The 23003-nt window shown below is 49.0% G+C and carries 18 protein-coding genes; 7 read left to right on the forward strand and 11 right to left on the reverse strand.

Annotated elements, in window-relative coordinates; genetic code table 11:
• Positions 1-65 precede the first annotated feature (65 nt).
• The gene (locus tag J3369_RS21105) at positions 66-272 is read left to right on the forward strand and encodes a YheV family putative zinc ribbon protein (RefSeq protein ID WP_119503119.1); all 207 of its coding nucleotides are present in this window, start codon (positions 66-68) and stop codon (positions 270-272) included.
• A 214-nt stretch (positions 273-486) separates the two neighbouring features.
• A complete protein-coding gene (locus J3369_RS21110; RefSeq protein ID WP_349590716.1) occupies positions 487-1629 on the forward strand; it encodes a DUF748 domain-containing protein in 1143 nt (380 codons plus the stop codon).
• A gap of 41 nt (positions 1630-1670) precedes the next feature.
• On the opposite strand, the gene J3369_RS21115 is transcribed toward J3369_RS21110, so the two are convergent.
• From J3369_RS21115 to J3369_RS21125, 3 genes are all read right to left on the reverse strand, one after another.
• The gene (locus tag J3369_RS21115) at positions 1671-2366 is read right to left on the reverse strand and encodes a transposase (protein WP_303572433.1); all 696 of its coding nucleotides are present in this window, start codon (positions 2364-2366) and stop codon (positions 1671-1673) included.
• Between the two features lie 122 nt (positions 2367-2488).
• Entirely contained in the window at positions 2489-2719 is a 231-nt protein-coding gene (locus tag J3369_RS21120; protein ID WP_303572434.1) for a SlyX family protein, read from the reverse strand.
• Entirely contained in the window at positions 2716-3681 is a 966-nt protein-coding gene (locus J3369_RS21125) for a WD40 repeat domain-containing protein (protein WP_349591114.1), read from the reverse strand. The genes J3369_RS21120 and J3369_RS21125 overlap by 4 nt, the downstream gene beginning before the upstream one ends.
• Positions 3682-3902: 221 nt before the next feature.
• Between J3369_RS21125 and fkpA the strand changes: the two genes are divergently transcribed.
• A complete protein-coding gene (gene fkpA / locus J3369_RS21130) occupies positions 3903-4685 on the forward strand; it encodes an FKBP-type peptidyl-prolyl cis-trans isomerase (RefSeq protein ID WP_303572435.1) in 783 nt (260 codons plus the stop codon).
• A gap of 63 nt (positions 4686-4748) precedes the next feature.
• Here fkpA and J3369_RS21135 read toward each other — a convergent pair whose 3' ends face one another.
• The 3 genes from J3369_RS21135 to J3369_RS21145 all read right to left on the reverse strand — a co-directional run bounded on the left by J3369_RS21135 (position 4749) and on the right by J3369_RS21145 (position 6854).
• Positions 4749-5831 carry an alkene reductase gene (locus tag J3369_RS21135; RefSeq protein ID WP_349590720.1) on the reverse strand — a complete coding sequence of 361 codons (1083 nt, stop codon included), beginning with the start codon at positions 5829-5831 and terminating at the stop codon, positions 4749-4751.
• A 15-nt stretch (positions 5832-5846) separates the two neighbouring features.
• The gene (locus J3369_RS21140; RefSeq protein ID WP_119503126.1) at positions 5847-6410 is read right to left on the reverse strand and encodes a type 1 glutamine amidotransferase domain-containing protein; all 564 of its coding nucleotides are present in this window, start codon (positions 6408-6410) and stop codon (positions 5847-5849) included.
• 153 nt (positions 6411-6563) lie between these two features.
• A complete protein-coding gene (locus J3369_RS21145; RefSeq protein WP_303572437.1) occupies positions 6564-6854 on the reverse strand; it encodes a hypothetical protein in 291 nt (96 codons plus the stop codon).
• Between the two features lie 185 nt (positions 6855-7039).
• On the opposite strand from J3369_RS21145, the gene greB reads away from it, so the two are divergent.
• Positions 7040-7525 carry a transcription elongation factor GreB gene (greB, locus tag J3369_RS21150; RefSeq protein ID WP_349590724.1) on the forward strand — a complete coding sequence of 162 codons (486 nt, stop codon included), beginning with the start codon at positions 7040-7042 and terminating at the stop codon, positions 7523-7525.
• Positions 7526-7568: 43 nt separating this feature from the next.
• Here the strand turns inward: greB and J3369_RS21155 are convergent, their stop codons facing one another.
• Both J3369_RS21155 and J3369_RS21160 read right to left on the reverse strand, forming a co-directional pair.
• On the reverse strand, positions 7569-8642 hold the full coding sequence (locus J3369_RS21155) for a Rieske 2Fe-2S domain-containing protein (RefSeq protein WP_349590727.1): 1074 nt from the start codon (positions 8640-8642) through the stop codon (positions 7569-7571).
• Between the two features lie 22 nt (positions 8643-8664).
• Positions 8665-9618 (reverse strand): PDR/VanB family oxidoreductase, encoded by a 954-nt coding sequence (locus tag J3369_RS21160; RefSeq protein WP_349590730.1) that lies wholly within the window; start codon positions 9616-9618, stop codon positions 8665-8667.
• 137 nt (positions 9619-9755) lie between these two features.
• Between J3369_RS21160 and J3369_RS21165 the strand changes: the two genes are divergently transcribed.
• From J3369_RS21165 to J3369_RS21175, 3 genes are all read left to right on the forward strand, one after another.
• Positions 9756-10217: a MarR family winged helix-turn-helix transcriptional regulator gene (locus J3369_RS21165; RefSeq protein ID WP_202980685.1), complete on the forward strand. Its 462-nt coding sequence runs from the start codon at positions 9756-9758 to the stop codon at positions 10215-10217.
• A gap of 159 nt (positions 10218-10376) precedes the next feature.
• Positions 10377-12719 carry a Tex family protein gene (locus J3369_RS21170; protein ID WP_349590734.1) on the forward strand — a complete coding sequence of 781 codons (2343 nt, stop codon included), beginning with the start codon at positions 10377-10379 and terminating at the stop codon, positions 12717-12719.
• Between the two features lie 105 nt (positions 12720-12824).
• Positions 12825-15350, forward strand: a complete 2526-nt coding sequence (locus J3369_RS21175; RefSeq protein ID WP_349590737.1) for a response regulator — start codon at positions 12825-12827, stop codon at positions 15348-15350.
• A 33-nt stretch (positions 15351-15383) separates the two neighbouring features.
• Here the strand turns inward: J3369_RS21175 and J3369_RS21180 are convergent, their stop codons facing one another.
• From J3369_RS21180 to J3369_RS21190, 3 genes are all read right to left on the reverse strand, one after another.
• The gene (locus tag J3369_RS21180; RefSeq protein WP_349590740.1) at positions 15384-16247 is read right to left on the reverse strand and encodes a putative metalloprotease CJM1_0395 family protein; all 864 of its coding nucleotides are present in this window, start codon (positions 16245-16247) and stop codon (positions 15384-15386) included.
• A 16-nt stretch (positions 16248-16263) separates the two neighbouring features.
• Entirely contained in the window at positions 16264-16596 is a 333-nt protein-coding gene (locus J3369_RS21185; RefSeq protein ID WP_349590743.1) for a hypothetical protein, read from the reverse strand.
• Positions 16597-16764: 168 nt separating this feature from the next.
• Entirely contained in the window at positions 16765-22905 is a 6141-nt protein-coding gene (locus J3369_RS21190; RefSeq protein WP_349590745.1) for a pectinesterase family protein, read from the reverse strand.
• Positions 22906-23003: the final 98 nt, after the last annotated feature.

The raw sequence follows: 23003 nt of genomic DNA on the forward strand, positions 1-23003 counted from the left end.
TTGTATTTCACTCATTAGTCGCCATAATCCAGCAAGAAGAAATTGTTGTAACCTGCGGAGTAATCATGGCTGAACGCAAAAGAAAACGCTTTATCGCCGGCGCAACCTGTCCCAAGTGTCAGGCACTGGATTCCATCATGTTGTTTTTTGAGAACAATGTGGAAAAACTGGAATGCGTTAAGTGCGGATATTCGCAATCGCAAACAGACGACAAAGTAGAAGCGAAAACCCGATCTGATGAAAATGTGATTGGTGTATTTAAGCCACACTGATTTGTTAAAGTTACCCGCCGGTGCAGGAAAAGGGTGAGCGTTTTTGCCGCACGAACCTGCCCGACTGCCTGCCTCAAGTTAGTTTTTCCCGCTAAAACAACCTGTTAACCCTGCAGCCCTGCAGCACCTCTCTCTTTACATTCACTGGCACGCCACTTGAATCGATAATTAATACCTCCGGATTATTTATTTTTCATTTAAGCGCGGACTGATCATGGCCAGACATAAAACCAGAACCATATTAAAAGCACTCGCGATCCTCGCCGGGCTGCTGATAATTGTCCGCATCAGTTTGCCTTTTGCAGCTCAGTGGTACATCAACGACGTACTGGATGAAGGGGAAGAATTTACCGGTAGTGTTGGCGATGTGGACATTATGCTGTGGCGCGGCGCTTACAGTCTGGATGACGTGGTGATTCTGAAACGGACCGGTGAGGTAGAACAACCATTCTTTGAAGCAAAGCAGGTAGAATTCAGCCTGTTGTGGAATGCCCTGCTGGATAAAGCACTGGTAGCGCAGGTTGATCTTACCGCACCGGAGCTAAACTTCGTAGACGGTAAAAGTGTTGCTGAAAGTCAGTCAGGTGAAAATGAAAACTGGCTTTATCTGGCGGATCAGTTAGTGCCGCTTAAGGTTGACCGCTTTGAAATCCGCCGGGGTATTGTCCGGTTCATCAACCCGGATTCAGAGCCCGCCGTTAACATTGAGCTGCACGATATTCATGCTGTAGCAAGAAATCTGGTTAACAGCCGCTCTTTGTCAAAAGATCTCATTGCCACCATCGAAGCCAGCGGAAATACAGAGCAACAAGGCACCATTACGCTGTCAGGCTCACTGAATCCGGCAACAAAGAACCCGACCTTCGATGTCAATCTGCAGGCCAATGATGTGGCGCTGGTGAATTTTAAAAACTTCCTCGATACCTACGCCCCCTTCGATTTAGAAGCCGGTACATTAGAACTGGCGCTGGAACTGGCCAGCGACGACGGAGAAATATCAGGCTACACTAAGCCTATTTTGCATCAGGTTGAGGTTTTTTCATGGAAAGGTGATATCGAAGAAGATGATGATGGCTTCTTTCGCGGACTTGCCGAAGCACTGTCAGCTTTCATTGCGGAATTGTTCGAAAACCAGAGTGAAGATCAGATAGCCACACGCATTCCCATTTCCGGCTCACTGAATGATGTGGACACACCGGTTCTCGCGACTATCGGTGGCATTCTAAAAAATGCATTTATTCAGGCTATCAACGGTAACCTTGAAGACAGTGTGCAATGGCGCGACGCCGAAGAGGCAAAAGAAGAGAAAGAACAGGAAGCCGCCGGTGAAGAAAACCCGCGCCCTGATCCACAGTAACCGACAGGGGTGAGTCTGCTTACCATCACCCGCTCAGCTGCTCAGGACGTCACAGCCTTCTTGCGCGGACGTCCGCGCTTACCTTCCGTCAAACGACGACCGGTAACCTGTTCAATGCGCTTGATGAAACCGGGATCTCCCATAGCCAGTCCCATTTTCAGTGACTTGGCAATATCTGCATCCAGATCGTTATTCTGGTGCTGCAAGTGCTGCAAATGCAGCGCTCTTCGTTGTTCCGGCTGCTTTGCTGTTCGTTCGTAAGCACTGTGAGGCGTTACCATGGTGTTGGGTAACCCCAGTGCATTGGTACACACACTTGACCAGGCGTATTGTTCAGGCGTACTGCAAAACGCTTCATTTACCGGCTTCTGCTCTATGAAGCGGTACACTTCCAAAAGCAGCTCATCATCTAAAACCAGTGCTGATTTATAACGATCACGCCAGATTGCCCCGCTGGTGCCATAGCGCTGGTGAAAGTACTGTGCATAAAGTCGCCCGGTTGCCTGCAACATTAATGAGATACCATCACCGGCCGCGGGGGTGCACAGAAAAAGAATGCTGTCCTTACCTGCAACCCAGGCGTGCATTGCCACTTTATAACGCTGTGCATAACGGCCGAGATAATCGAGATAGGTCAGCCTGTCTGTGTCATCCCGAAACGGGGACACACCTTTTCGTCCTGTTCGCTGGACGAGTTGCGGAATACCTGCCGGAGACGTTCTTAACTTTCTGGCCATGAAAAGTGCTTCGTTATGTCATTTAACGGGTCATTTTCTTAGCTTAGACAAGATTCAGGCAATTATCTAAAACAATCAACAGATTATTTCACTGCCTGCACTGACAGGTGTTGCAGACAGATTTAATAGTGAGGAGGCGGAGTTTCGTCTGACAGCTTAGCAATATTAGACGGTTCAAAGCCTTTGACTTTCTCCATCATAAAACGCAACTGTACCTGCATTTTCTCGATTTGATATTGTTGAGACGTCAGTGCTTCATTCAACGTATCAATTGTGTGTTCCTGAAACGCTACCTTTGTCTGCAGTTCTTCAATTTCCTGCATAGCGTGTTCCAGCGTAAGTGTGTCGCTCATTCTTCAATTGCCCATAATTCAGCTAATCCACTGCTGCTTTCAGACAGCAGTGTGTTGTTACCCATAAACCCGACGGCATACACTACGGCAGTTGCCGGCCTCGTGCCTTCTTTCGCCGCTACTTTCCATTCGCCGGTCTGCTCACCGGTTCTGACGTCCCACATATAGATACTGCGGGAGGGTGAACCGGTAAGTAAATGCTTACCATCTTCAGAAAAAACGGCATCAGTAAATATTTTCTGGCGCGCAATATACTTCAGGTTGCTGATCTGCGCACCTGTTTGTGCATCCCACACCTTAGAGCCTTGTTTACTGTCTGCAGTAAATACGTAGCGTCCGGCATCGTCCAGCGCCACTTTAGAAATACGGCTGCTGTGAGTAAAGGTATGGATAATTTGCCCGGTCTGCGTACTCCATAGATACGCCACATAATCGTTACCACCGGTAAGGGCATATTCACCGTTGGGTGAAATATCCACAGAGTTGATGCGTTCCTGATGACCCAGAAACTCAAGTCGCCGTCTGGTTTCCGGTTCAAAGTACATCACTTTACCGCTGGAGCGGCCAACGAGGATCCCTTTGCCATTATTGGTTACCGCCACATCGCGGATTGTCGATTCATCAATGCGCCAGAATCCTACCGGCTCACCACTTTCAATACTCCACAGCGCAAAGGCTTCGCGGTCTGATGTCACCACAAATTTATTGTCAGCGGAAATATGAATAGCCAGGACCAGATTGTTGCCTTCGCTCTGGTGCTGCCAGTGAAACAGCACATTGTCATCTGAATTGTGCCAAACGTTGATACCGTTATCGACACCGGATACCACGCTGTACTCACCGTTCGGGGATATGTCTGCGGCGTAAGCGCCGTCTTCTGCATGCCACCACTGGTCAATCGGGGTGGTATCAGGCACAGTACATCCGGTTACTGAAAAAAGTAAAAACGCCAGTAATGGCATTGTTTGGAACAATCGTCGATGAATCATGTCTTACAGGTTTCGCTTTATATGCAGCCGTGTTTACCATAGCATGGAACAGTTAGGGTCGGATGACCTTAATATCAATTTAGCAAAATGATTTTACTTTGATCGGTTTGCTAAATTGATTAGTTTATACCTTATAACACAAGCCAGTCGTCCCCGTGCGGTGCGACGAACATAATATTAGAATGGAGAAGTTTATGCGTAAGTCGCTTGTCGCCTTATCAACCGTTGCTGCTTTAGGTCTTTTTGCCTGTCAGCCAAATACAAATGAGCAGTCTAAAGAAGCTGCGGCAAAAGAAGCACCTGCACAGGGTACAGCCGCTGCGGACATGACAGACGAACAGAAGCACGCCTACGCAATGGGTGCAAGCATGGGCGTATTCATCACGACCCGCGCAAAGCAGCAGGAACAGGTTGGTTTACCGCTGGATATTGAAACGCTGAAACAGGGTTTCACTGACGCTCTGGGCGAAAACATGAAGTTCAGCCGTGCTGAAATTCAACAATTTGCTCAGGCCGGTGAAGAAGCCATGCGTGCAAAGCAGCAGGAAATGGCAGCAAAAGCAGCAGAAGAGAATATTCAGCTGGGCGCTGATTACCTGGCAGAAAACGCTAAGAAAGAAGGCGTTACTGTGACTGATTCAGGTCTTCAGTACGAAGTGATTGAAGAAGGCACCGGTAAGAGCCCTGAAGCCACTGACACAGTTAAAGTTCACTACCACGGTACGTTGATTGACGGCACTGTATTCGATTCTTCATACGAGCGTAATGAGCCGGTGACTTTCCCGCTTAACCGCGTTATCCCGGGCTGGACCGAAGGTGTTCAGTTAATGAAAGAAGGTTCAAAATTCCGTTTCGTTATTCCAGCGGAACTGGCTTACGGCGAACGTTCTACCGGTCTGATCACACCTAACTCAACGCTTATCTTCGATGTTGAGTTGATTGAAGTAGTTGACACTGAAGAAGGCGAAACAGAGTAATTTGTTTCTCTCTCCGGCCACGCCGGAAACAGAATTGAAAGCGGCCCTTAACGGGCCGTTTTGTTATTCACTGTAAAACGGATAATCGATATATCCCTTTTCTTCACCTGCGTAGAATGTATCCGGATCCGGCTCGTTCAACGCAACGCCTTTTTCAAGACGCAATGCCAAATCGGGGTTAGCGATGTAAGGCCGGCCAAAAGCAACGGCATCTGCGTAACCTGATTCCACAGCCTGTTTGGCTGACAGGTAATCATAGTCCCCGTTAGCGATATAAAATCCCTGCCAGAGTTCGCGCAACGTAACAAGCGTCGCAAGATCTTCGTTACTGGCGGGCATACCAGGGAAGCGCTCAACCATATGCAGATAAGCCAGATTTAAAGGATTTAAGAAGTTTATCACCTCTCTGAACGTCGCCAGCGGATCGCTGTCAGCGATATCATTCTGATTACCAACCGGTGACAGCCGGATACCCACCTGCGACGCATCCCAGACTTTGAGTACCGCACGGGTGACTTCTTTTAGAAAGCGCAGTTTGTTTTCGATACTGCCGCCATACTCGTCGTCCCGCAAATTCGTTTTATCACGGATGAACTGATCAATCAGATAGCCGTTGGCAGCATGTATTTCCACACCATCGAAACCGGCCTCTCGGGCATTCTCAGCAGCTTTCTGATAATCAGCAATGGTTGACTGAATGTCGCTGACAGTCATCGCCTCCGGTTCAGACGCCGGACGTTTTTCGCCATCAAAAAACACATCAACATCTGGTTTCAACGCTGACGGCGCCAGCGGCTTCTGATTATCAGGCTGAAAGTGGCTGTGGCTGATACGGCCTACATGCCACAGCTGAAGAAACACTTTTCCTCCCTCAGCGTGCACAGCTTCTGTGATTTCCCGCCATTTCGATACCTGGTCAGCGCTGTAAATGCCGGGAGTCCGGATATATCCCTTACCCTGCGGATTGATTTGGGTGGCTTCGCAAATGATGAGTCCTGCCGTTGCACGCTGCTGATAATAAGTCAGGGTCATGTCTGCAGGCACATCGGTGGTATCGTCAGCGCGACTGCGGGTGAGCGGCGCCATAAAGATGCGGTTATTCACATCCACATTGCCCATACGGGCAGATTCAAATAGTGATTTCATATTAGCTTCCCTGAATTACACGTGTTGCTGGTCGTGTTTACCTTCCCGCAATTCTTCAATGATTTTTTTATTGAAGGCTGGCAGGTCATCCGGTGTTCTGCTGGTAACTAACGCCTGGTCGCACACCACCTCTTCATCAACCCAGATGCCTCCGGCATTTTTGATGTCTGTTTTTAAACTGGGAAATGACGTTACTTTACGGTTGTGAAGTACATCAGCTTCGACAAGCATCCACGGGCCATGACAAATAGCAGCTACAGGTTTGTGCTGTTTAAAAAAGTCTCTTACAAATGATACAGCGGCGGTGTCGGTTCTCAGCGTATCAGGGTTTTGAACGCCACCCGGAAGAATAAGACCATGATAATCACCGGCTTTAACGTCAGCGACTAGCTTGTCCACTTTAAATTTGTCACCTTTTTCATCATGGTTCATACCCTGAATTTCACCGCTTTCCAGAGATATGACCGAGACCTCAGCACCTTCAGCTTCCAGTGCTTCTTTGGGCGAAGTCAGTTCAACTTGCTCAAATCCGTCCGTTGCCAGAATAGCAACGTGTTTGCCTTGTAACTTCTTAGTCATTGATAGTTCTCCTTATCAGATAGTAATTTCCCTACGCACCTGATCATCGGGAAGTTTAGTTACAAACATTAAATCTGCAGGCGGCCAGAACGAAACAACCCCCTCACGAAGGAGGGGGTTGTTATTTCAAAAGTTACTTCTGTCAGCTCTGTATCAGCTGTTATCTGACAATAAATGTCTGCGACGCTCCGGTCTCTTCCTTAACGTAGCGCAGTGGCGGATCATCATATGTCCAACTTTATAAGCGGCGATACCACCCACCAGCAACGCTGCGGTTTTCACACTGTTAATGTGAACTAAAATATCTATCATCCCGATGGAGAACAGAATAACGCCTGTGAGAAACAGCAAAAAGCCGGCAATAGTAATACCGTTTGACGTGAAGGACTGACCACCACGTTTTACTTCTGTCTGAGTTTGCTCGTGCTGCATAATGTTATTCACTCGATTTATTCCATGCTAATAATGGATATTACTACGACATTTTATTCACAAATTTGTTCAATATTCATGCAAACAATCTGCATAAGCTTGTAAAAGTTATGCACAATTACCACATTGCAAACTAGTTATCGACGTAATTTTAGTTTTGATTAGCTGAAAAAACAAAAACATAGCGAAAAAGGCAAATGCGAACACCGCTTATTACCCGGAATGGGTACCGAAAGTTACAGGCAGAGCTGGATCATCTCTGGCGTGAAGAAAGACCGGAGACAACACGCAAAGTCACCTGGGCAGCGAGCCTCGGGGATCGTAGTGAGAATGCTGACTATCAGTACAATAAAAAACGTCTGCGGGAAATCGACCGCAGGGTCCGCTACTTGCGTAAGTGTCTGGAAAATCTGAAAGTTGTGGATTACTCGCCGCAACAGGAGGGCAAAGTGTTTTTTGGTGCCCGGGTCGAAATTGAAAATGAAGACGGCAAAACCATGACCCTCCGCATTGTCGGCTATGATGAAATTTTCGGCCGCAAGGACTATATCTCGGTGGATGCACCGATGGCCCGCGCACTCATCGGAAAAACCACCGAAGATGAAATTTTTGTCAAAACCGAAGCAGGCAATTTTGAGTGGTGGATAAATAAAATTTGGTACGACAAAGACGACCGGATATAGGCTTTCAGACGCATCACAGGCCGGCTTCTGCCGGCCTGTGATGCTAAGCCTGTTTCAGCGACTCAATAATACGCCGGGCTCTGTTAGGTGCTACATCCACATGAATATCGATGTGTTTCTTCACGCCGAATCGCTTCATGTTCTTATATTGCGTTTCGATAATTGTTTTATCCTCATCAAACGTAAACTTCGTTTGATCAATGACCTTTTGCATTACCTCATCGCAATTGGATGTGGGGTTACTCGCCATAGTCCAGATATAAGAACAGCTTTCTTCTGTTTCCGGCGTCAGCGCATGAAAGCCCCGCATGTGAAAGCCACCGCGTCCGGGATCATCAACGGCTTCAGTATTATGCTCAACAGCACCAGTCCAGATTTCCAAATGTGAAGGGTGGAAAACAATTTCCTGCCACCGGTCGATGGTCTCACCAAAAGGATAAGCAGCATTGTAGGTGGGCGGCGGTACTGAATTAAGCATATGCCTGACAACTTTTACGCTGTTTCCTTGCTGGGTTACGTTCATCTCCGCATTCATGTGAATTTTGGCATTTCCACCAATGGTTTTCAGATGAACATAACCCAGATGGCTGAGATCCAGCAGGTTGTCATGGACAAGTTGATAAGGCGCATCGTAGTGGTAAATATCACCGCCAAACATAAAATCAGGATGATGATGAAATTCATAGGAAGGAGGCGGTTCAACGGGCTGAGAATGCTGCGAATCACCAAACCAAATCCATATCAGCGCATCTTTTTCAGCAATGTGGTATTGCATAACTTTTGCCCTCGACGGAATTTTTTCCTGTCCGGGAATTTCGATACACTTTCCATCGCCATTGAATAACAGACCATGATAACCACAGCGTAAACCTTCGGGTTCCATAGTTCCGGAAGATAGTGGCAGCGACCGGTGACAACAGCGATCCTCCAAAGCATGTGCTTTTCCGTCTTGTGTCCTGAACAATACCACCGGCTCATTTAACAACATTTTGGCTACCGGCTTATCGTCAAGTTCACTGGACAAAGCAGCGACATACCACATGTTTAATGGAAATGCGTGCCGTGTACCGGTGACAGAGGTATCAGAATTTTCAGGGTGGTGCATTTGAACAGACATAGTTTTATTCCGGTTAACAGGATTAAAGGTCAATAGAAAGTGACGGGGTTAACGCCCGGGAACAACAGGGCGTAAAACGGTCATTTGCTGATTTTTCAGCATCTGTCAGCCACGCGTCCCTGTGGTCAACTTTTCCATCAAGAACACGCAATACACATGTGCCGCAAATCCCCTGTTCACAACTGGCATCCACTTCAATACCGGCTTCATCCAACGCCTCGAGGGCCGTTTGCTCTGTGCTTACATTGATGTGAATATTTGATTGAACAAGGTGCATTGTGAACGCCGTATCAGCGCCGGTTGTGGAAATGTCGTGACTGAATTTTTCCTGATTCAAAGCAAAATCAGGCCAGCTTTTCTCTCTGGCAATCTCATTAACTTTAGACATAAAGCCATCCGGACCGCAGGTATAGAGACCGCAGCCGTCTTCGAAAGCAGGGATAAGCTCCCACAGTCGTTTCGCTGTTTTCTCACGACTTTCTGAAGGGATTAAAATGACTTTTCCGGTGTTAAGCCCTGCCGCGAGTTCCTTATCGAACGGAATTTGTTGTGCCGGCTTATGGACATAAAGCAATAGATATTGCTTCTCAAGGTCATCAAGACTTTTCATCATTGAAATAAGTGGCGTAATGCCGATCCCCCCGGCAACAAGAATGACTTTTCCGTCATGCTCCCCAAGCGGGAACAAATTTTTCGGTGCGGAGATCTGCACCGCCATCCCTTCAAGGAAAGTATCGTGTATGGCTATCGAGCCGCCTCTGGAATGACTGTCACGTAATACAGCGATACTGTACTCATTGACATCTCTGGCAGATCCACAAAGTGAATACTGGCGGGTGATATCTTCGTTGACCCTCACATCAATGTGAGCACCGGGTGTAAAGGAGGGAAGTGCACTTCCGTCTTCAGCAATAAAACTGATCTTAGCAACTGAAGCGGCAATTTTTTCAATTTTAGAAATCTTCGCGTTTATCAAAAGAATTTCCCTATAACTAACAACTATGTAACAAACAATACGAAACAATTAGTTGATATGTCAACTATAGAGATTATCTGATCAGTTCACTAAGTGATAAAATGTTGATTTAGTAACTAATAAAAAGAGAGCGGAAATTGCAGAATCCACAATTTCTAGATTTGGCACGGTACGTACCTGCACTCATTACTTTTCTGGCTAACAAACTTTCGGCCAGCGCTTCGGGTCAGTACCGGAAGATGTTTGGCGTAGGGATAGTTGAATGGCGTGTCATCGCTCTGCTGGCCGTGGAGCCGGAAACAACGGCGAATTCTGTAAGTAATGTCATCGGTCTCGACAAGGCGCTGGTGAGCCGGACAGTGAAAAAGCTCAAAGAGCTGGAAATCATCACTATTTCAAAAAGTGAAAAGGATGGCAGACATCAATATCTGTCACTGTCACCAAAAGGAAAAGCACTCCACGATGAGATTCTGACGGTTGCACTTGAACGGGAAAGTAAATTGCTGGAGGTGTTATCGCAAGACGAGCGGGAATTGCTTATCAGCCTTCTTCAGAAGCTTAACAATCAGGTCGGAAAACTCGACATGAAGTCAGAATAAATTGAGACAAAAGCCCTTCTGACATAAGCCATCGGTGATATACTTACGCCTCTTTTTTGCACCCTATTTAGGTAACAGCTGGCAGCGACTCGGGGCAGAGTGCTCATCTCCCTTTTTTAATCCAGCAGGACACAAATTAAAACGCCACAGAGCTTATTTATGATTATCAACAAAATTGCCGAAGAACTTGCCGTTAATGCCAATCAGGTGCAGGCGGCTGTTTCATTACTCGATGAGGGTGCTACGGTTCCTTTTATCGCCCGTTACCGGAAAGAGGCAACGCAAGGACTGGACGATACTCAGCTTCGTAACCTCGAACAGCGACTGACATACCTGCGTGAATTAGAAGATCGCCGCAGCGTGATTTTAAAGTCCATTGAAGAACAGGGTAAGCTTACCGATGCGCTGAGAAAGGACATCACCACGGCGGACAGCAAAACGACGCTGGAAGATTTATACCTGCCCTACAAGCCACGTCGCCGCACTAAAGGTCAGATCGCTATTGAAGCCGGCCTTGAGCCTTTAGCTGATAAACTGTTTAACGCCCCGTCGCTGACACCGGAAGCCGAAGCAGAAGCATTTGTTTCTGCTGACAAAGGCGTAGCCGATACCAAAGCCGCACTGGAAGGTGCCCGCTTTATCCTGATGGAACGGTTTGCCGAAGACGCTTCTCTGCTGGCGAAAGTACGCCGTTATCTGAATGACAATGCCTTCGTAACCAGTACAGTGGCTCCGGGTAAAGAGCAGGAAGCCATTAAGTACAAAGATTATTTCGACCATCAGGAAAAACTGAAAAGCGTGCCGTCTCACCGTGCTCTTGCCATGTTCCGTGGCCGCAATGAGGGCATGCTGCATATTCAACTGAACGCAGACCCGCAGAATGAAGATGCCACGGCACCGTCACACTGTGAATTCATTATTGCTGATCACTACAATATCAGTGATAAAGGCCGTGCAGCTGATGCGTTTCTAAAGCAAGTTGTACAGTGGACCTGGAAAATCAAAATTGCTCTGCACATGGAAACCGAACTGTTTTCGGGCCTACGTGAACAGGCTGAAGAAGAAGCCATCAGCGTATTCGCTAAAAACCTCAATGACCTGCTGATGGCAGCGCCGGCCGGCGCGAAAACCACCATGGGTCTGGATCCGGGCTTGCGTACCGGAGTCAAAGTCGCGGTGGTAGATAGAACCGGTAAGGTGGTAGCCACAAATACGATTTTCCCCCACGCGCCGCAAAACGCCTGGGATAAGTCTATGCGCACACTGATTAATGTGTGCAAACAGCATAAAGTAGAGCTCATCAGTATCGGTAACGGTACCGGCTCCCGCGAAACGGATAAACTGGTTGCTGAAATGCTGAAAGCAGCGCCGGAGCTGGGTGCTCAGAAAATCATGGTCAGTGAAGCCGGAGCATCGGTGTACTCGGCGTCGGAACTGGCATCGAAAGAACTGCCGGATATGGACGTATCGCTGCGTGGCGCTGTATCAATTGCCCGTCGTCTGCAGGATCCTCTCGCCGAACTGGTAAAAATTGAGCCGAAGGCTATTGGTGTTGGCCAGTATCAGCACGACGTAAGCCAGAGTCAGTTAGGCAAATCACTGGATCGCGTTATCGAGGACTGTGTAAACGCCGTGGGCGTCGACCTGAACACCGCGTCTCCTGCACTGCTGTCTTATGTATCGGGCCTGAACAAAACGCTGGCACAAAATATCGTTGCATTTCGCGATAACAACGGCGCTTTTGGCGACCGTAAATCCTTATTAAAGGTTGAACGGTTAGGTCCTAAAGCCTTTGAACAGGCAGCCGGCTTCCTGCGTATCACCGCAGGCACAAACCCGCTGGATGCCTCCGCCGTTCACCCGGAAGCCTATCCGGTTATCGACAGCATTGTTGACCGTACGCAGGTCGCCGTAAACGACCTGATTGGTAACACCGATCTGCTGCGTAGGCTGGCACCGGAGGACTTCACCAGTGAAGCATTCGGTTTGCCAACCGTAAAAGATATCCTGAAAGAGCTGGACAAACCCGGCCGTGACCCCCGTCCTGAATTTAAAACAGCGACCTTCAAAGAAGGCGTTGAAACCATCAGCGATCTGAAGCCGGGCATGATTCTGGAAGGTGTTGTCAGTAACGTGGCAAACTTCGGTGCTTTCGTTGACGTGGGTGTGCATCAGGATGGTCTGGTTCACATCTCGGCACTGACCAACAAGTTCATCTCGGATCCCCGTGAAGTAGTAAAAGCCGGTGATATCGTAAAAGTGAAAGTGCTGGAAGTAGACGTACAGCGTAAGCGTATTTCCTTTACTATGCGCCTTGACGATACCCCTGCGCCGGCCGCTGAAAAGCGCCAGAGCGGCGCCGGGAAACCTGCCGGGAAGCAAGGTAAAGGACGTCAACCCGGTCGTAATAGCGGTGGTAATAACCGACAGGCGCAAGCGTCGGCAAATGCTGCCATGGGCAATGCATTCGCAGATGCATTTGCTAAAGCTAAACAGAAGTAATTGCGGACAGAACCTTCAGAAAGCCGGCATGATGCCGGCTTTCTTGCTTTTACCCGCCGCTCTGAGTAAATTTAATAAAACATTCAGGACAGGCTATATGTCACTGTGATCACTATTAAATTTATCTGGCGCCTACTGGCTGTTGCGCTCTGGTTTATCAGCCTGACTGTATCTGCCGCCAACCTGACTTCAGAACTGGAAAGCTTTGAACAAAGACTCCGGCAGGAAACCCCTATGCCGGTCGGTGAAGTGCTCGACACACTGGAATCCCGGTTACTGAGCAACGACTATACACAGTCAGAAAAAGCCCGCATCGGGGCGCTTTACGTCGTTTACATGCTAAAGATTCATCATTCAGCCTCTGATAACGTGATCGCGGTGCTGGAATCTGTCTCGCAGGACAAAGAATCCGGCCCGGTTATCCGCGTTGGCCTGGCCAGAATGTATGGCATCAATGCTGAATACAGTAAAAGCTATTACCTGTTCGAAGGACTCCTGAAGCAAGCTTCCCTTGCACCTGACGTCCGCGCACTCGCCATCGCCTACCTGATTGTGACCTACAGCGAAAACCAGGTATTTGCCTCTAACGCCAGGCTCATTAATACGCTCAGCGAGCTTATATTCAGTAATCAGCTGGAACAAATACTCCCCCTGCACAATTACATGGTTGCTGATTATTATCACTCCATTAATTCGCTGGATATAGCGCTGGAGTATTATGAGAAATCTCTCAACGGGGCGCTCAGTCAGCAAGACTGGCTGCTGGTCAGCGACAACCTGTACGACATAGGGATATTGCACCGTAACCGGGGCAATTACGATGCCGCCATCAGCTACTTCAGAAAAGCGGAGGCCAACGATAAGAACATCGACATCAATTACTCTGAATACCTTGCTCTGTATGGTATGGCAACGACCTATTTCAATTCAGGACAATACGATCTCGCACTACCTCTTTCGGAAGCCGTTACCTCTCATCCGCTAACATCTGCATTTTACGATACCGAAATTTATAAATGGCGGGCAAAAGCGTTTCTGGATATGAAGCAATATGCAGAGGCAGAAGAGGCTCTGGATATTTCCCGTAAAATGTACGACGAAGACAGAACTGCTGAGCAGACGACCTGGCGTGCAGAGCTGGAACAGATTGCTGCTCATATAACGGCGGCCAGAGGAGATTACAAAACCGCATTTGCTCAGTACGAACAATTTCATGAAGACTATCTGGATGCAAAGAAGTACGAAGACCTGGAATTAATTGAGAGTGCGAATCTGGTACATCAGATAGAGCAGGAAAGAGAGAAAGCCAGTGAACTGGAGAAAGAAAACGAGTCTATATCGGCACTGCTTACGGCCATAGAATCGGCCAGAGCAACCCAGCAACGTTACAATCAGTGGTTAGTTGTGGTTATCGTTCTGGGTATTGTCACACTGCTCATCATTCTCTATCTGCTTCGCAAATCACGCCACACTAACCAGTTATACGCAGATGCAAAAGCCAAAGCTGAACTTCAGGACAAGCTGAAAACCGATTTCCTGTCGAATATCAGTCACGAAATCCGTACTCCGTTAAACGCTATTATCGGTTTTGGACAGGTGCTGACCGAAAAACTGGATAATCCGAAACATAAACGCCTGACGAATCAGATCGTTAACTCTTCAGAAATGCTGCTGCAATTGATTAATGACCTGCTCGACTTCTCTAAAATTGAAGCCGGCAAGCTGGAGCTTGATGCCGAACAGTACAACATTCGCCATAGTCTGAAAAAACTGGCGGATATCTTCCACGGTCAGGCTCAGAATAAAGGGCTAAAGCTGGTTTTCTCCATCGATCCTGAGTTGCCTCCGGTACTGATATTCGACGAATTGAGATTCAAGCAGATCCTGGCGAATCTGATCAGTAACGCCATTAAATTTTCATCTGAAGGCAAAATTGAAATCAGGCTGAAACTACTGCGTATTGATGAGGAAAGCTGCACATTTGAGGCCGGCGTGAAAGATACCGGCATCGGTATCAGTGAGGCACAAAAAGAAACCCTGTTTGAACCCTTTATTCAGGCTGAAAGCTCAACCGCCCGCAAATACGGCGGCTCAGGTCTGGGACTGCATATCTGTAATCAGCTGTTGTCGCTGATGGACTCTAAGCTTGAACTGGAAAGTGAAACAGGCAAAGGCTCTGACTTCTTTTTCACCCTCACCATGCCTTACGCAACACAGATAAAGCCCGTCAAACCGGTGACAAAATCGTCAGACAATACTTTTTCGGGGCAGCGGTTACTGCTGGTAGAAGACAACGATATTAACGTGGAAGTGATTCTGGCTATGCTTTCAACCACCAGCCTTCAAATCACCCGCGCTGCTAACGGCCGTGAGGCTGTGCAACAGATGGTAGACAACACCTTTGATATTGTTCTGATGGATATTCAGATGCCGGAAATGGATGGCTATGAGGCAACCCGTCATATCAGACAGGAAATGGGTATTACCACACCGGTTATTGCCCTGACGGCAAACGCCATGAGTCAGGACATTGAAGCCTGCTGTGCGGCGGGTATGAATGACCACATCAGTAAGCCGGTGCAGAAAGACACCTTACTGGACACAATAATGAAGTATCTGAGCAACGACTGAATGCCGGTTAAAAATAAATACCGGTAAAACGCATCAGGCGCTGGCGGAGAAACCACCTGCTTTCGGGGTCACAGTGGCCTGATAGAATTGCTGAATTACGCCAATACGTGACTGTATGGCCGGAGACTGGTAAGCATCGCCGCCAATTTCCAACGAACGGTCAGCAAAAGCGTCGACAGAAAATACTTCTGCACTATCCCCGCTCTCAGACCCTGTTGAGCCCGGGTTACCGTTGGATGACAATTCCTGACGGGCTTCATTTGCTTTGCGGGATGCCTCTGCGGCCACTTTTAAATCTTGCGAAGATGGCTCAGCCGGTGCTAAAGCGGCAGCGCGCACCTGTTCCATTTTCTGAACGGTCTGCTCAGGCGTTTCAGCATCGGACACATCAATGCTGACTTCCCCGTCAGTTACGTATCGCTGACCATCCGGGCCTGTTTCATACTGATATTGAGGAGAACCTGCATACTGGCCACCACGGGCTGCATGAGCCTGCTCGTGCTGACGCACTTCCTGGTCACGGGATTTTAAATCTTCAACTTCCTGCTGCTGAGCCTGCTGTTGCTGCTTCTCTTCCGCCGATTCTTTACCTGCGCTTTCCTGATTAGCGTTATCGGTAGCAGCTTCAGGGTTGTCTGCATTTTCATTCTGCTGCAGTGCATCAGCACGGGCATCAACCTGAATTTGCGGGCGCTCATAGGTAACGGGAGCAGGTTTCTGACCGGGCAGTCTTGCACGGTCTGATTCAGAACCTAACCCTTGCTCAGACGCACTCTGATCTGCATCTTTAGAAGGAGGAATGGTATCTTTCAGTAAGTTGTCACGGCGTGCTGACTCGGTGTTCACATTTGCTGTAGTGAACACTAACGAAGTCGGAACGGGCGTGACAATATTCATGATAATGAAGCTGTGATCAGGTCAGCGTATCGATAATGGTGCCGACGGTATCAAACGCCGTATCGACCACTTTTGCAGAAGCAAGGGCATTGTTGCGGTTGTACTGCAATGACATTAAATCAGACGTCAGGCTGTCACCACCGGTGGGCAGTGTATTGCGGATATTCGACAAATTGTTCAGCGATGCATTAGTCAGCACCTGACTGGTGCCATTTAATTCAACACTGGTTTGCGCTGCGCGCTGGGCAATATTCACGGATGCCTGTGTCATGCCCTGATAGGCATTTTGAATGCCGCTCAAGCCAGACACGATCGCCGAATTGATATTATTACCAATAATACTCGACATGACTGATACCTCTATTTTGCATATTGGCTACCACACCAATCTGCACCTCATACTCTCTCACGGTTAATTATTGACCAAAATGAGTAAAATGAGAAGTACCGGAGATAAAAAAACGCGCCTCCTGTAAACCGCCGGAGGCGCGTTTGCCACTAACATGTTGATAGTTAATTAATCTATTGCAGGAATAGCCTCAGCGTCCTGAGTAATTTTTCCCACACCGGAATGATTAATGACTCTCACTTTCACAGAATCCGCATCGTCCAGCGTGTAATCGTACGGTACGGTGTAACTGGAAGTCGGTTCAGCGTCCGGACCGGCTGATACATCACCGGCATCAGGTTCAGTCCAGGTGACACCGGTTCCGAATACGTTTCCGGCGGTATTCCAGTAACCAATCACGTCAGAATAGAACGACACAATGGGGTTTTGCGTTTGCTCAAATACATTGTTCTCGATTTGCAGTTCTGCACCAATACGGGAGTTAATGGCCGTTGAGGAAATACCGTTGTAGTAGTTGTTGTACAGGTGTCCGTAGCCATAACGGAACAGCGGTAAACGGGACTCAATATTTTCAAAACGGTTATGATGGAAAGTGATAAAGCGGTCGGTGTTATCACTGTCCGTATCACTTTCGGTATGACCATGCAGGGATGCTTTCCAGTGATCATGCAGATAGTTGTACGAAATGGTGATGTTTTTCGCGCCACGCTTACTGTCTACCAGACCATCATAGAAGTCTTTATCCACCGATAACGTGCTGTACAACTCGTTGTGGTCAATCCAGATATTACTGGTCGTCGAACCGTCATTATCACCCTCGATGCCAATGGCGTCTTTGCCTTCGGTTAATACGTGATGAATTTTCAGGTTTTGAATAATCACGTTGTTGGCCCGTTTGATAAGAATACCGATACCGTCAAACTCGCCACGGTCGGCCACACCGATAATGGACACATCGTTCATATCACGAACTTCAATAGGGCTGCCGGTACCACCTGTGTTGGAATCGGTAATTACGCCGTCTACATACACTGTCACCGGCGTATTGGTTGATGCTGCGGTATCCAGTGCGGCCTGTAGGTCAGCACCGTTATCTACAGTAACAACCGTACCTCCGGCACCGCCGGTGAGCGTGTAGTTATAAGCTGCAAAGCCGTTGGCTAACGCCTCAGGTTCCGCGGCGATAACCGGTGCATTTAACGGCGACAGTGTCCAGCCTTCATTGTTATTGTAGTGAGCGAAAATACTGTCACGATCCGTCAGATCTGTCACATCACCGGCGGTCAGCACGTAACCAAACTGACGGGAAGAGAGATCCAGCGGATTGCCCTGCATGTCCATGCTGCCGTATTCCCGCCAGCCGGCTGACGCCGTTGCCGGATTCGGGTTAGACGCAGGCTGGCTGTTGATGCCTTCACCGGCCCAGCCGATATCCGCTATGTGTGTGTCAAAGCGGTTATTGATCAGCGTGATGTTATCAAAATATTCGCTGCTACCACCGCTTCGGGCAATGTAAGTGGAGTTATCCAGTACGTCGTTGCCGATGGGTCCCGGACCATGGGTAAATTCACTGTTTAAGAAAATGAACCCTTTATTATTGATGTCCGGTACACGGGCCTGCAGTACATAGCCGCCGGAAGTATCCTGAGTCGGGTCGCCGTTTTTGGAATCACCGATGGTGCGGATTTCGCTTTCTTCAAACAGAGCAGTGTTCACATAACCCCAGATGAAGTCCACGTTGCCGGCAACAAGCGACTGATAGAACCAGCTGTACCCTTTCAGCAGCAGGGTATCCTGCTCACTGATGAAGTTCATGTTGGTAGCAGTCAGACGGCCGTTGTCACTGTTGAAGTACAGGGTTTCAGCCTGATTAGAGTATTCATTGCTGCGGATATGGCTGTTTTTCAGCGTAAAATTATTCAGCACCAGATTATCCACGCCCTCGATCAGGAAAACGCTGCGACCACCCGATGGTGTGCCGGTGCCCGGCGCTTCACTCTTACCGCTGCCACTGTTGAAGCTTTCAAAGTTATTGTAATACACCACGGTATTGTCACGATCTTCCCCTTGTAAGGTGACGTTATCGTGGTCCCGCAGCAGCATCATTTCCTCGTACTCACCGGCCATGATAGTGATGGTGGCAGCTTCACCAGAAGGTACACTCTGCATCACGTAGTTCAGCGCGCCCTGCACGGTTCTGAAGTCAGCTTCACCATCGTCATCTACCACCAGCGCATTACCTTCCGGTGCAGCTTCGCGGGTGGTAAATGTCCAGCCGGACGTTTTACCCAGCCCGGTAAACACTTCGCCATTAAGGGTTCCGCTGGTTACAACGTTTTCGCCAATCGCCACATAGTAGTCTTTGCCGTATTCCAGCACATGATTATGGGGTTTGATCAGCAACGTATTGCCGTCTACCCGAACAGGGCGGTAATACACTTTACGTTGACGTTCCTGACCGGCGTAACCGATAAAGTCTTCGTCCACACCTACGTTAATCACATCAACCACAGTATCGTCGCTGGCATCGTAAATGCGGATTTCGCCCACGTCACCCAACACGGGCACATCATCAAATGTCAGCGCCAGAGACGTATCGATGTGGGTGTTTTGCTTACCGGCGTAAGGCACGGTGTCACCGGTGAGGCTGCCATACGCGCCTGCCGGCATCACAAAACCTTCAGCTACGTCTACGGTGATGGTTTTAACCAGTGTACTGTCTGAACCTGAAGTAAACGTTACCGTGGCAGAGCCGGCTGCTACAGGCGTCAGCACTACTGTCGGCCCGTCGATTTCCACATCAACAACTGCTGTGTCACTGCTTGTGGCTGTAAAGGTGTCGTCAGTAACACCGTCATTTTGCACCGCAGTCACATACACATAGAGCGGATCACTGCTGGTGGTCGATTCCCAGCCCGGCTCCTTATAATCCAGCGTCAGCTGTACCGGTTTGACGGTGGGATCACCAATCTTAATATCATCGATTTCAAACGAACGGTTGTTGGTGAACATGCCAACCAGGCCTTTGGCGGAATACTGGCTGTCTGCCACCGTCCCCATGTTTTCGCCATCAAGATAAACCGTCAGGTTTTCACCCTGCATTTCAAATCGCACCCGGTACCAGGTGCCGTCTGTTCCGTCTTTCTCACCCAGCAAAACCGGCGATTTCTTCTGTACAGGACGGGAAATACTGCCACCGGCACTGGTTGCCACTTCCACCTGCGTGCTGGAAGAGGAGTTCTGCACATTCAGACCACCGCCATACCAGTTTCCGGCACTGTCGTAGCGACCCAGCAGGAAGATTTGCTTATTCCGGGTGGTACTGTTCTGACGGGGCCGGATACGGGCTTCAACAAAGTAGTCGCCGGAATCCGGCACACCGGCCATGGCCGCGTCTGTCAGCAGGAGGATTTCACCGCCCTCTCCGCCGGCGGTATAACGCAGTACGTTATTGCCGTCATCGTCCAGAATATCGAATACACCCTGAGGCCCGTTACTGCCCTCAATATTGGAAAGCAGATTAAAATTATTCGTCGAGCCGTCAGCGAAATCATCACAGAAGTACAAATCCGGCTCGCTGTCACAACTGAATACCTGCGGTGACGCTGCGTCGCCGGTATACGACAATACCAGATTATCAATAACCACTTTGCCCCCGCTTTCAGTCCGTAACTGCAGGAACGAGGAGGACATGGCAATGAAGCCTTCTACAGTAAGTCGCTCTCCCGGTGTGAGACTGGTAAGCGGTTCGCTGAAGAACTTCGATGCGCCGCCATGCACTGACTTACCGCTGCTGCTGGTGTTGTTATCAGCATAGATAATGAAGTTGTTATTACCTTCCGTATCCTCAACAGACACGATATCCATGCTGATGGTGTACTCACGGCTTAAATCCAGAACACCCGTTGTAACGGTATCCGCATCGGTGGTTTCAGTATCCGGCGTGGTATTACCCAGCGTAAACCGCGCACTGTCGATGGACAGTTCGCCATCTGTAATGGCCAGACCACTGCCACCGCCGGTAATACTGTAGAACGGCACACTGCCGTCACCACCGGTACTTTTGTACTCAGCGGAAAACAGGGTGCCGGTGTCCGTTTCAAACTTCTCTTCCAGCAGAGTGTTTGCCTGAACATACTCAATGCGAATATTGTCGATAACAACAATTGAGCCGCTTTCAGTGCGGAACTGAAGATATGAATTCTGGCCGGCGATTTGTCCGGGCACACTCAGTGTGGTGCCTGCTGTTAATGTTGTCACCAGCTCATTGTAGAACCGGGAATCACCGCCAAGATAAGAGTTGGCGCTGCCTGACGTGTTGTTGTCGACATAAATCTGGAATTTGTTGTCTCCTTCACTGTCTTCCACGTAGACGACATCAAATACCACGTTATAAGGACGACTCAAGTCCAGCGCCCCGCTGGCAGTAGTATTGTCTGCCGCACTGAGGTTATCAGGATCGGTATTCCCCAGTGTAAAACGGCCGCCATCCAGCTGAATGCCGTTTTCAACCAGGGTGACTGAACCACCGGTATTGACGAACACAGGCACAGACTCACCGGCAGCGTTTTCGGCAGCCGCAAAACTGACGGAGAAAATATCCTCGTTAGTGCCGGAAAAGGTATAGCTCAGAGGTAAATCTACCCGCGGAATGGTTACGGGTACTTCCGGCTCTTCCGGTTCCACCGGCTCTTCAGGCTCAACGGGTTCCACAGCATCGGCCACTGTTTCTATACGTAAGTTATCAAGCGTAATAGACGCACTGGAGTCTGTACGTAACTGGAAGAAGCTGTTGGTCACCGCCGCATTGAGGATCTTCGCATCCTCTGCAGCAGGATCGCCGCCGCTGATATCTGCGCCCGGTTCGTAGGTATAACTGAAGCGGGTTCCCGGCGCTAAACCGTCGCCGTCCAGACCAATGCTGACAAACTTACTTGCAGCACCGTGAACAGAATTGTCCTGTCCGGTGGTATTGTTATCCACATACAACGAGAACGTGCCTGCGCCGTTATTGGCAATAACGTCAAAACTGATAGTGAAACCTTCACTGAGGTTATAAATGCCCGTGCCCACGGTGTCAGAACCTGACGTATTGGCTAACGGATTTGCAGCCGCATTACCTATACTGAAACGGTCACCTTCTAAAATAAGATGTCCGGTAGCAGGATCAACAACAGGGCTGCCGCCGGTTTTCACATACAGCGGGCCGGAATCAGGATCATCAGTCAAACGCTTGTAGGATGAAGAGAAGAAGGTGGCGGTATCAGTATCGAAGTTCTCTTCCAGCGCCGCCTGTACAGCATTGGCCGCTTCCACCAACCTTTCATTTTCTGCCTGCGCCTGAGATTCGCTGAATGCAAATACAGCGCTCATAGGATCGTCTTCAGCCAGGCATTGCTCCACTAATTCCACCATCGACGGTCCGTCAGTGGTCATTTCCCCCTGACAAAGACTGTAAACCTGATTAACGGTGTTGAACGCGCGGGATATCAGCCAGGTTTCGCTGTCACCGGATGTGAGTACCAGCACTTTACGTCCGAAAGCAAAATGATATTCGCCGCTGACCTCCCCGTCTTCAAGGGTTTGTGTGTAGGTGCCGTTTAAGTTGGTCTCATCCGCAGGGGTAAAATTATAAGATGTTTGCGTCACCGTACGACCATTTCGCACCGGCGCATAAACCGAACCGGTGAATAAATCCACATCGAAGGTATTGGGAAACAGCGTACCCCGTTCTGTCTCCAGGTAATTCACGAAATGGGTAATTGCATCGTACTTGCTGATTAAGGTGCTGCTTGCACCGCCCGCAGCACCCAGCCATGCTTCCACATCAGCCGCAAAGTCAGTATCAGACTGGGAAAAGAAATCCTGTGCGGTTTCGCCATCTCCCAACAACATTTCTGCCGCCGCAGCTGCGCTGCTGCTTAAGGTAATACCGTTTGACGGATCACCGTCGGTATCCAGTGATTGTAATAAGCGCAGTGTGTTCACTACCGGCTGATTAAACGCATTGTCGGTAGCAAACAGATCCAGCGGCGAAATCACGCTGGAGGCCGGCGCATCCGGAAAAACCAGATCACCGATAAAGAAAGTCAGCTGTTCACCACGGAAGTAAGAAAACTCTCCGTCAGCATTAGTCGTGCCGTCGCTGACCGATTCAGAACGGTACCCCAGGCCGGCAACCGGACTGTCAACAAACACACCGGTTAACGCCGGATCGGGTGGCAATGTTACGTTAGTTGTACTTTTTTCTCCGCAAGCGGATAGCAGCATCACGCCACTCACTACGGTGGCTATTTTTGTGAGTTTCATATCACTCAATCTCCGTTTATCTGCCGGGCGCACGTTCCCTGACGATTGTCCGCACCAGCTAAAATAGGCTCTGCCGGTGCAAGCACCGGCGCAGACAA

Source organism: Alteromonas sp. NFXS44 (genome assembly GCF_040148705.1).
Classification (GTDB): domain Bacteria; phylum Pseudomonadota; class Gammaproteobacteria; order Enterobacterales; family Alteromonadaceae; genus Alteromonas.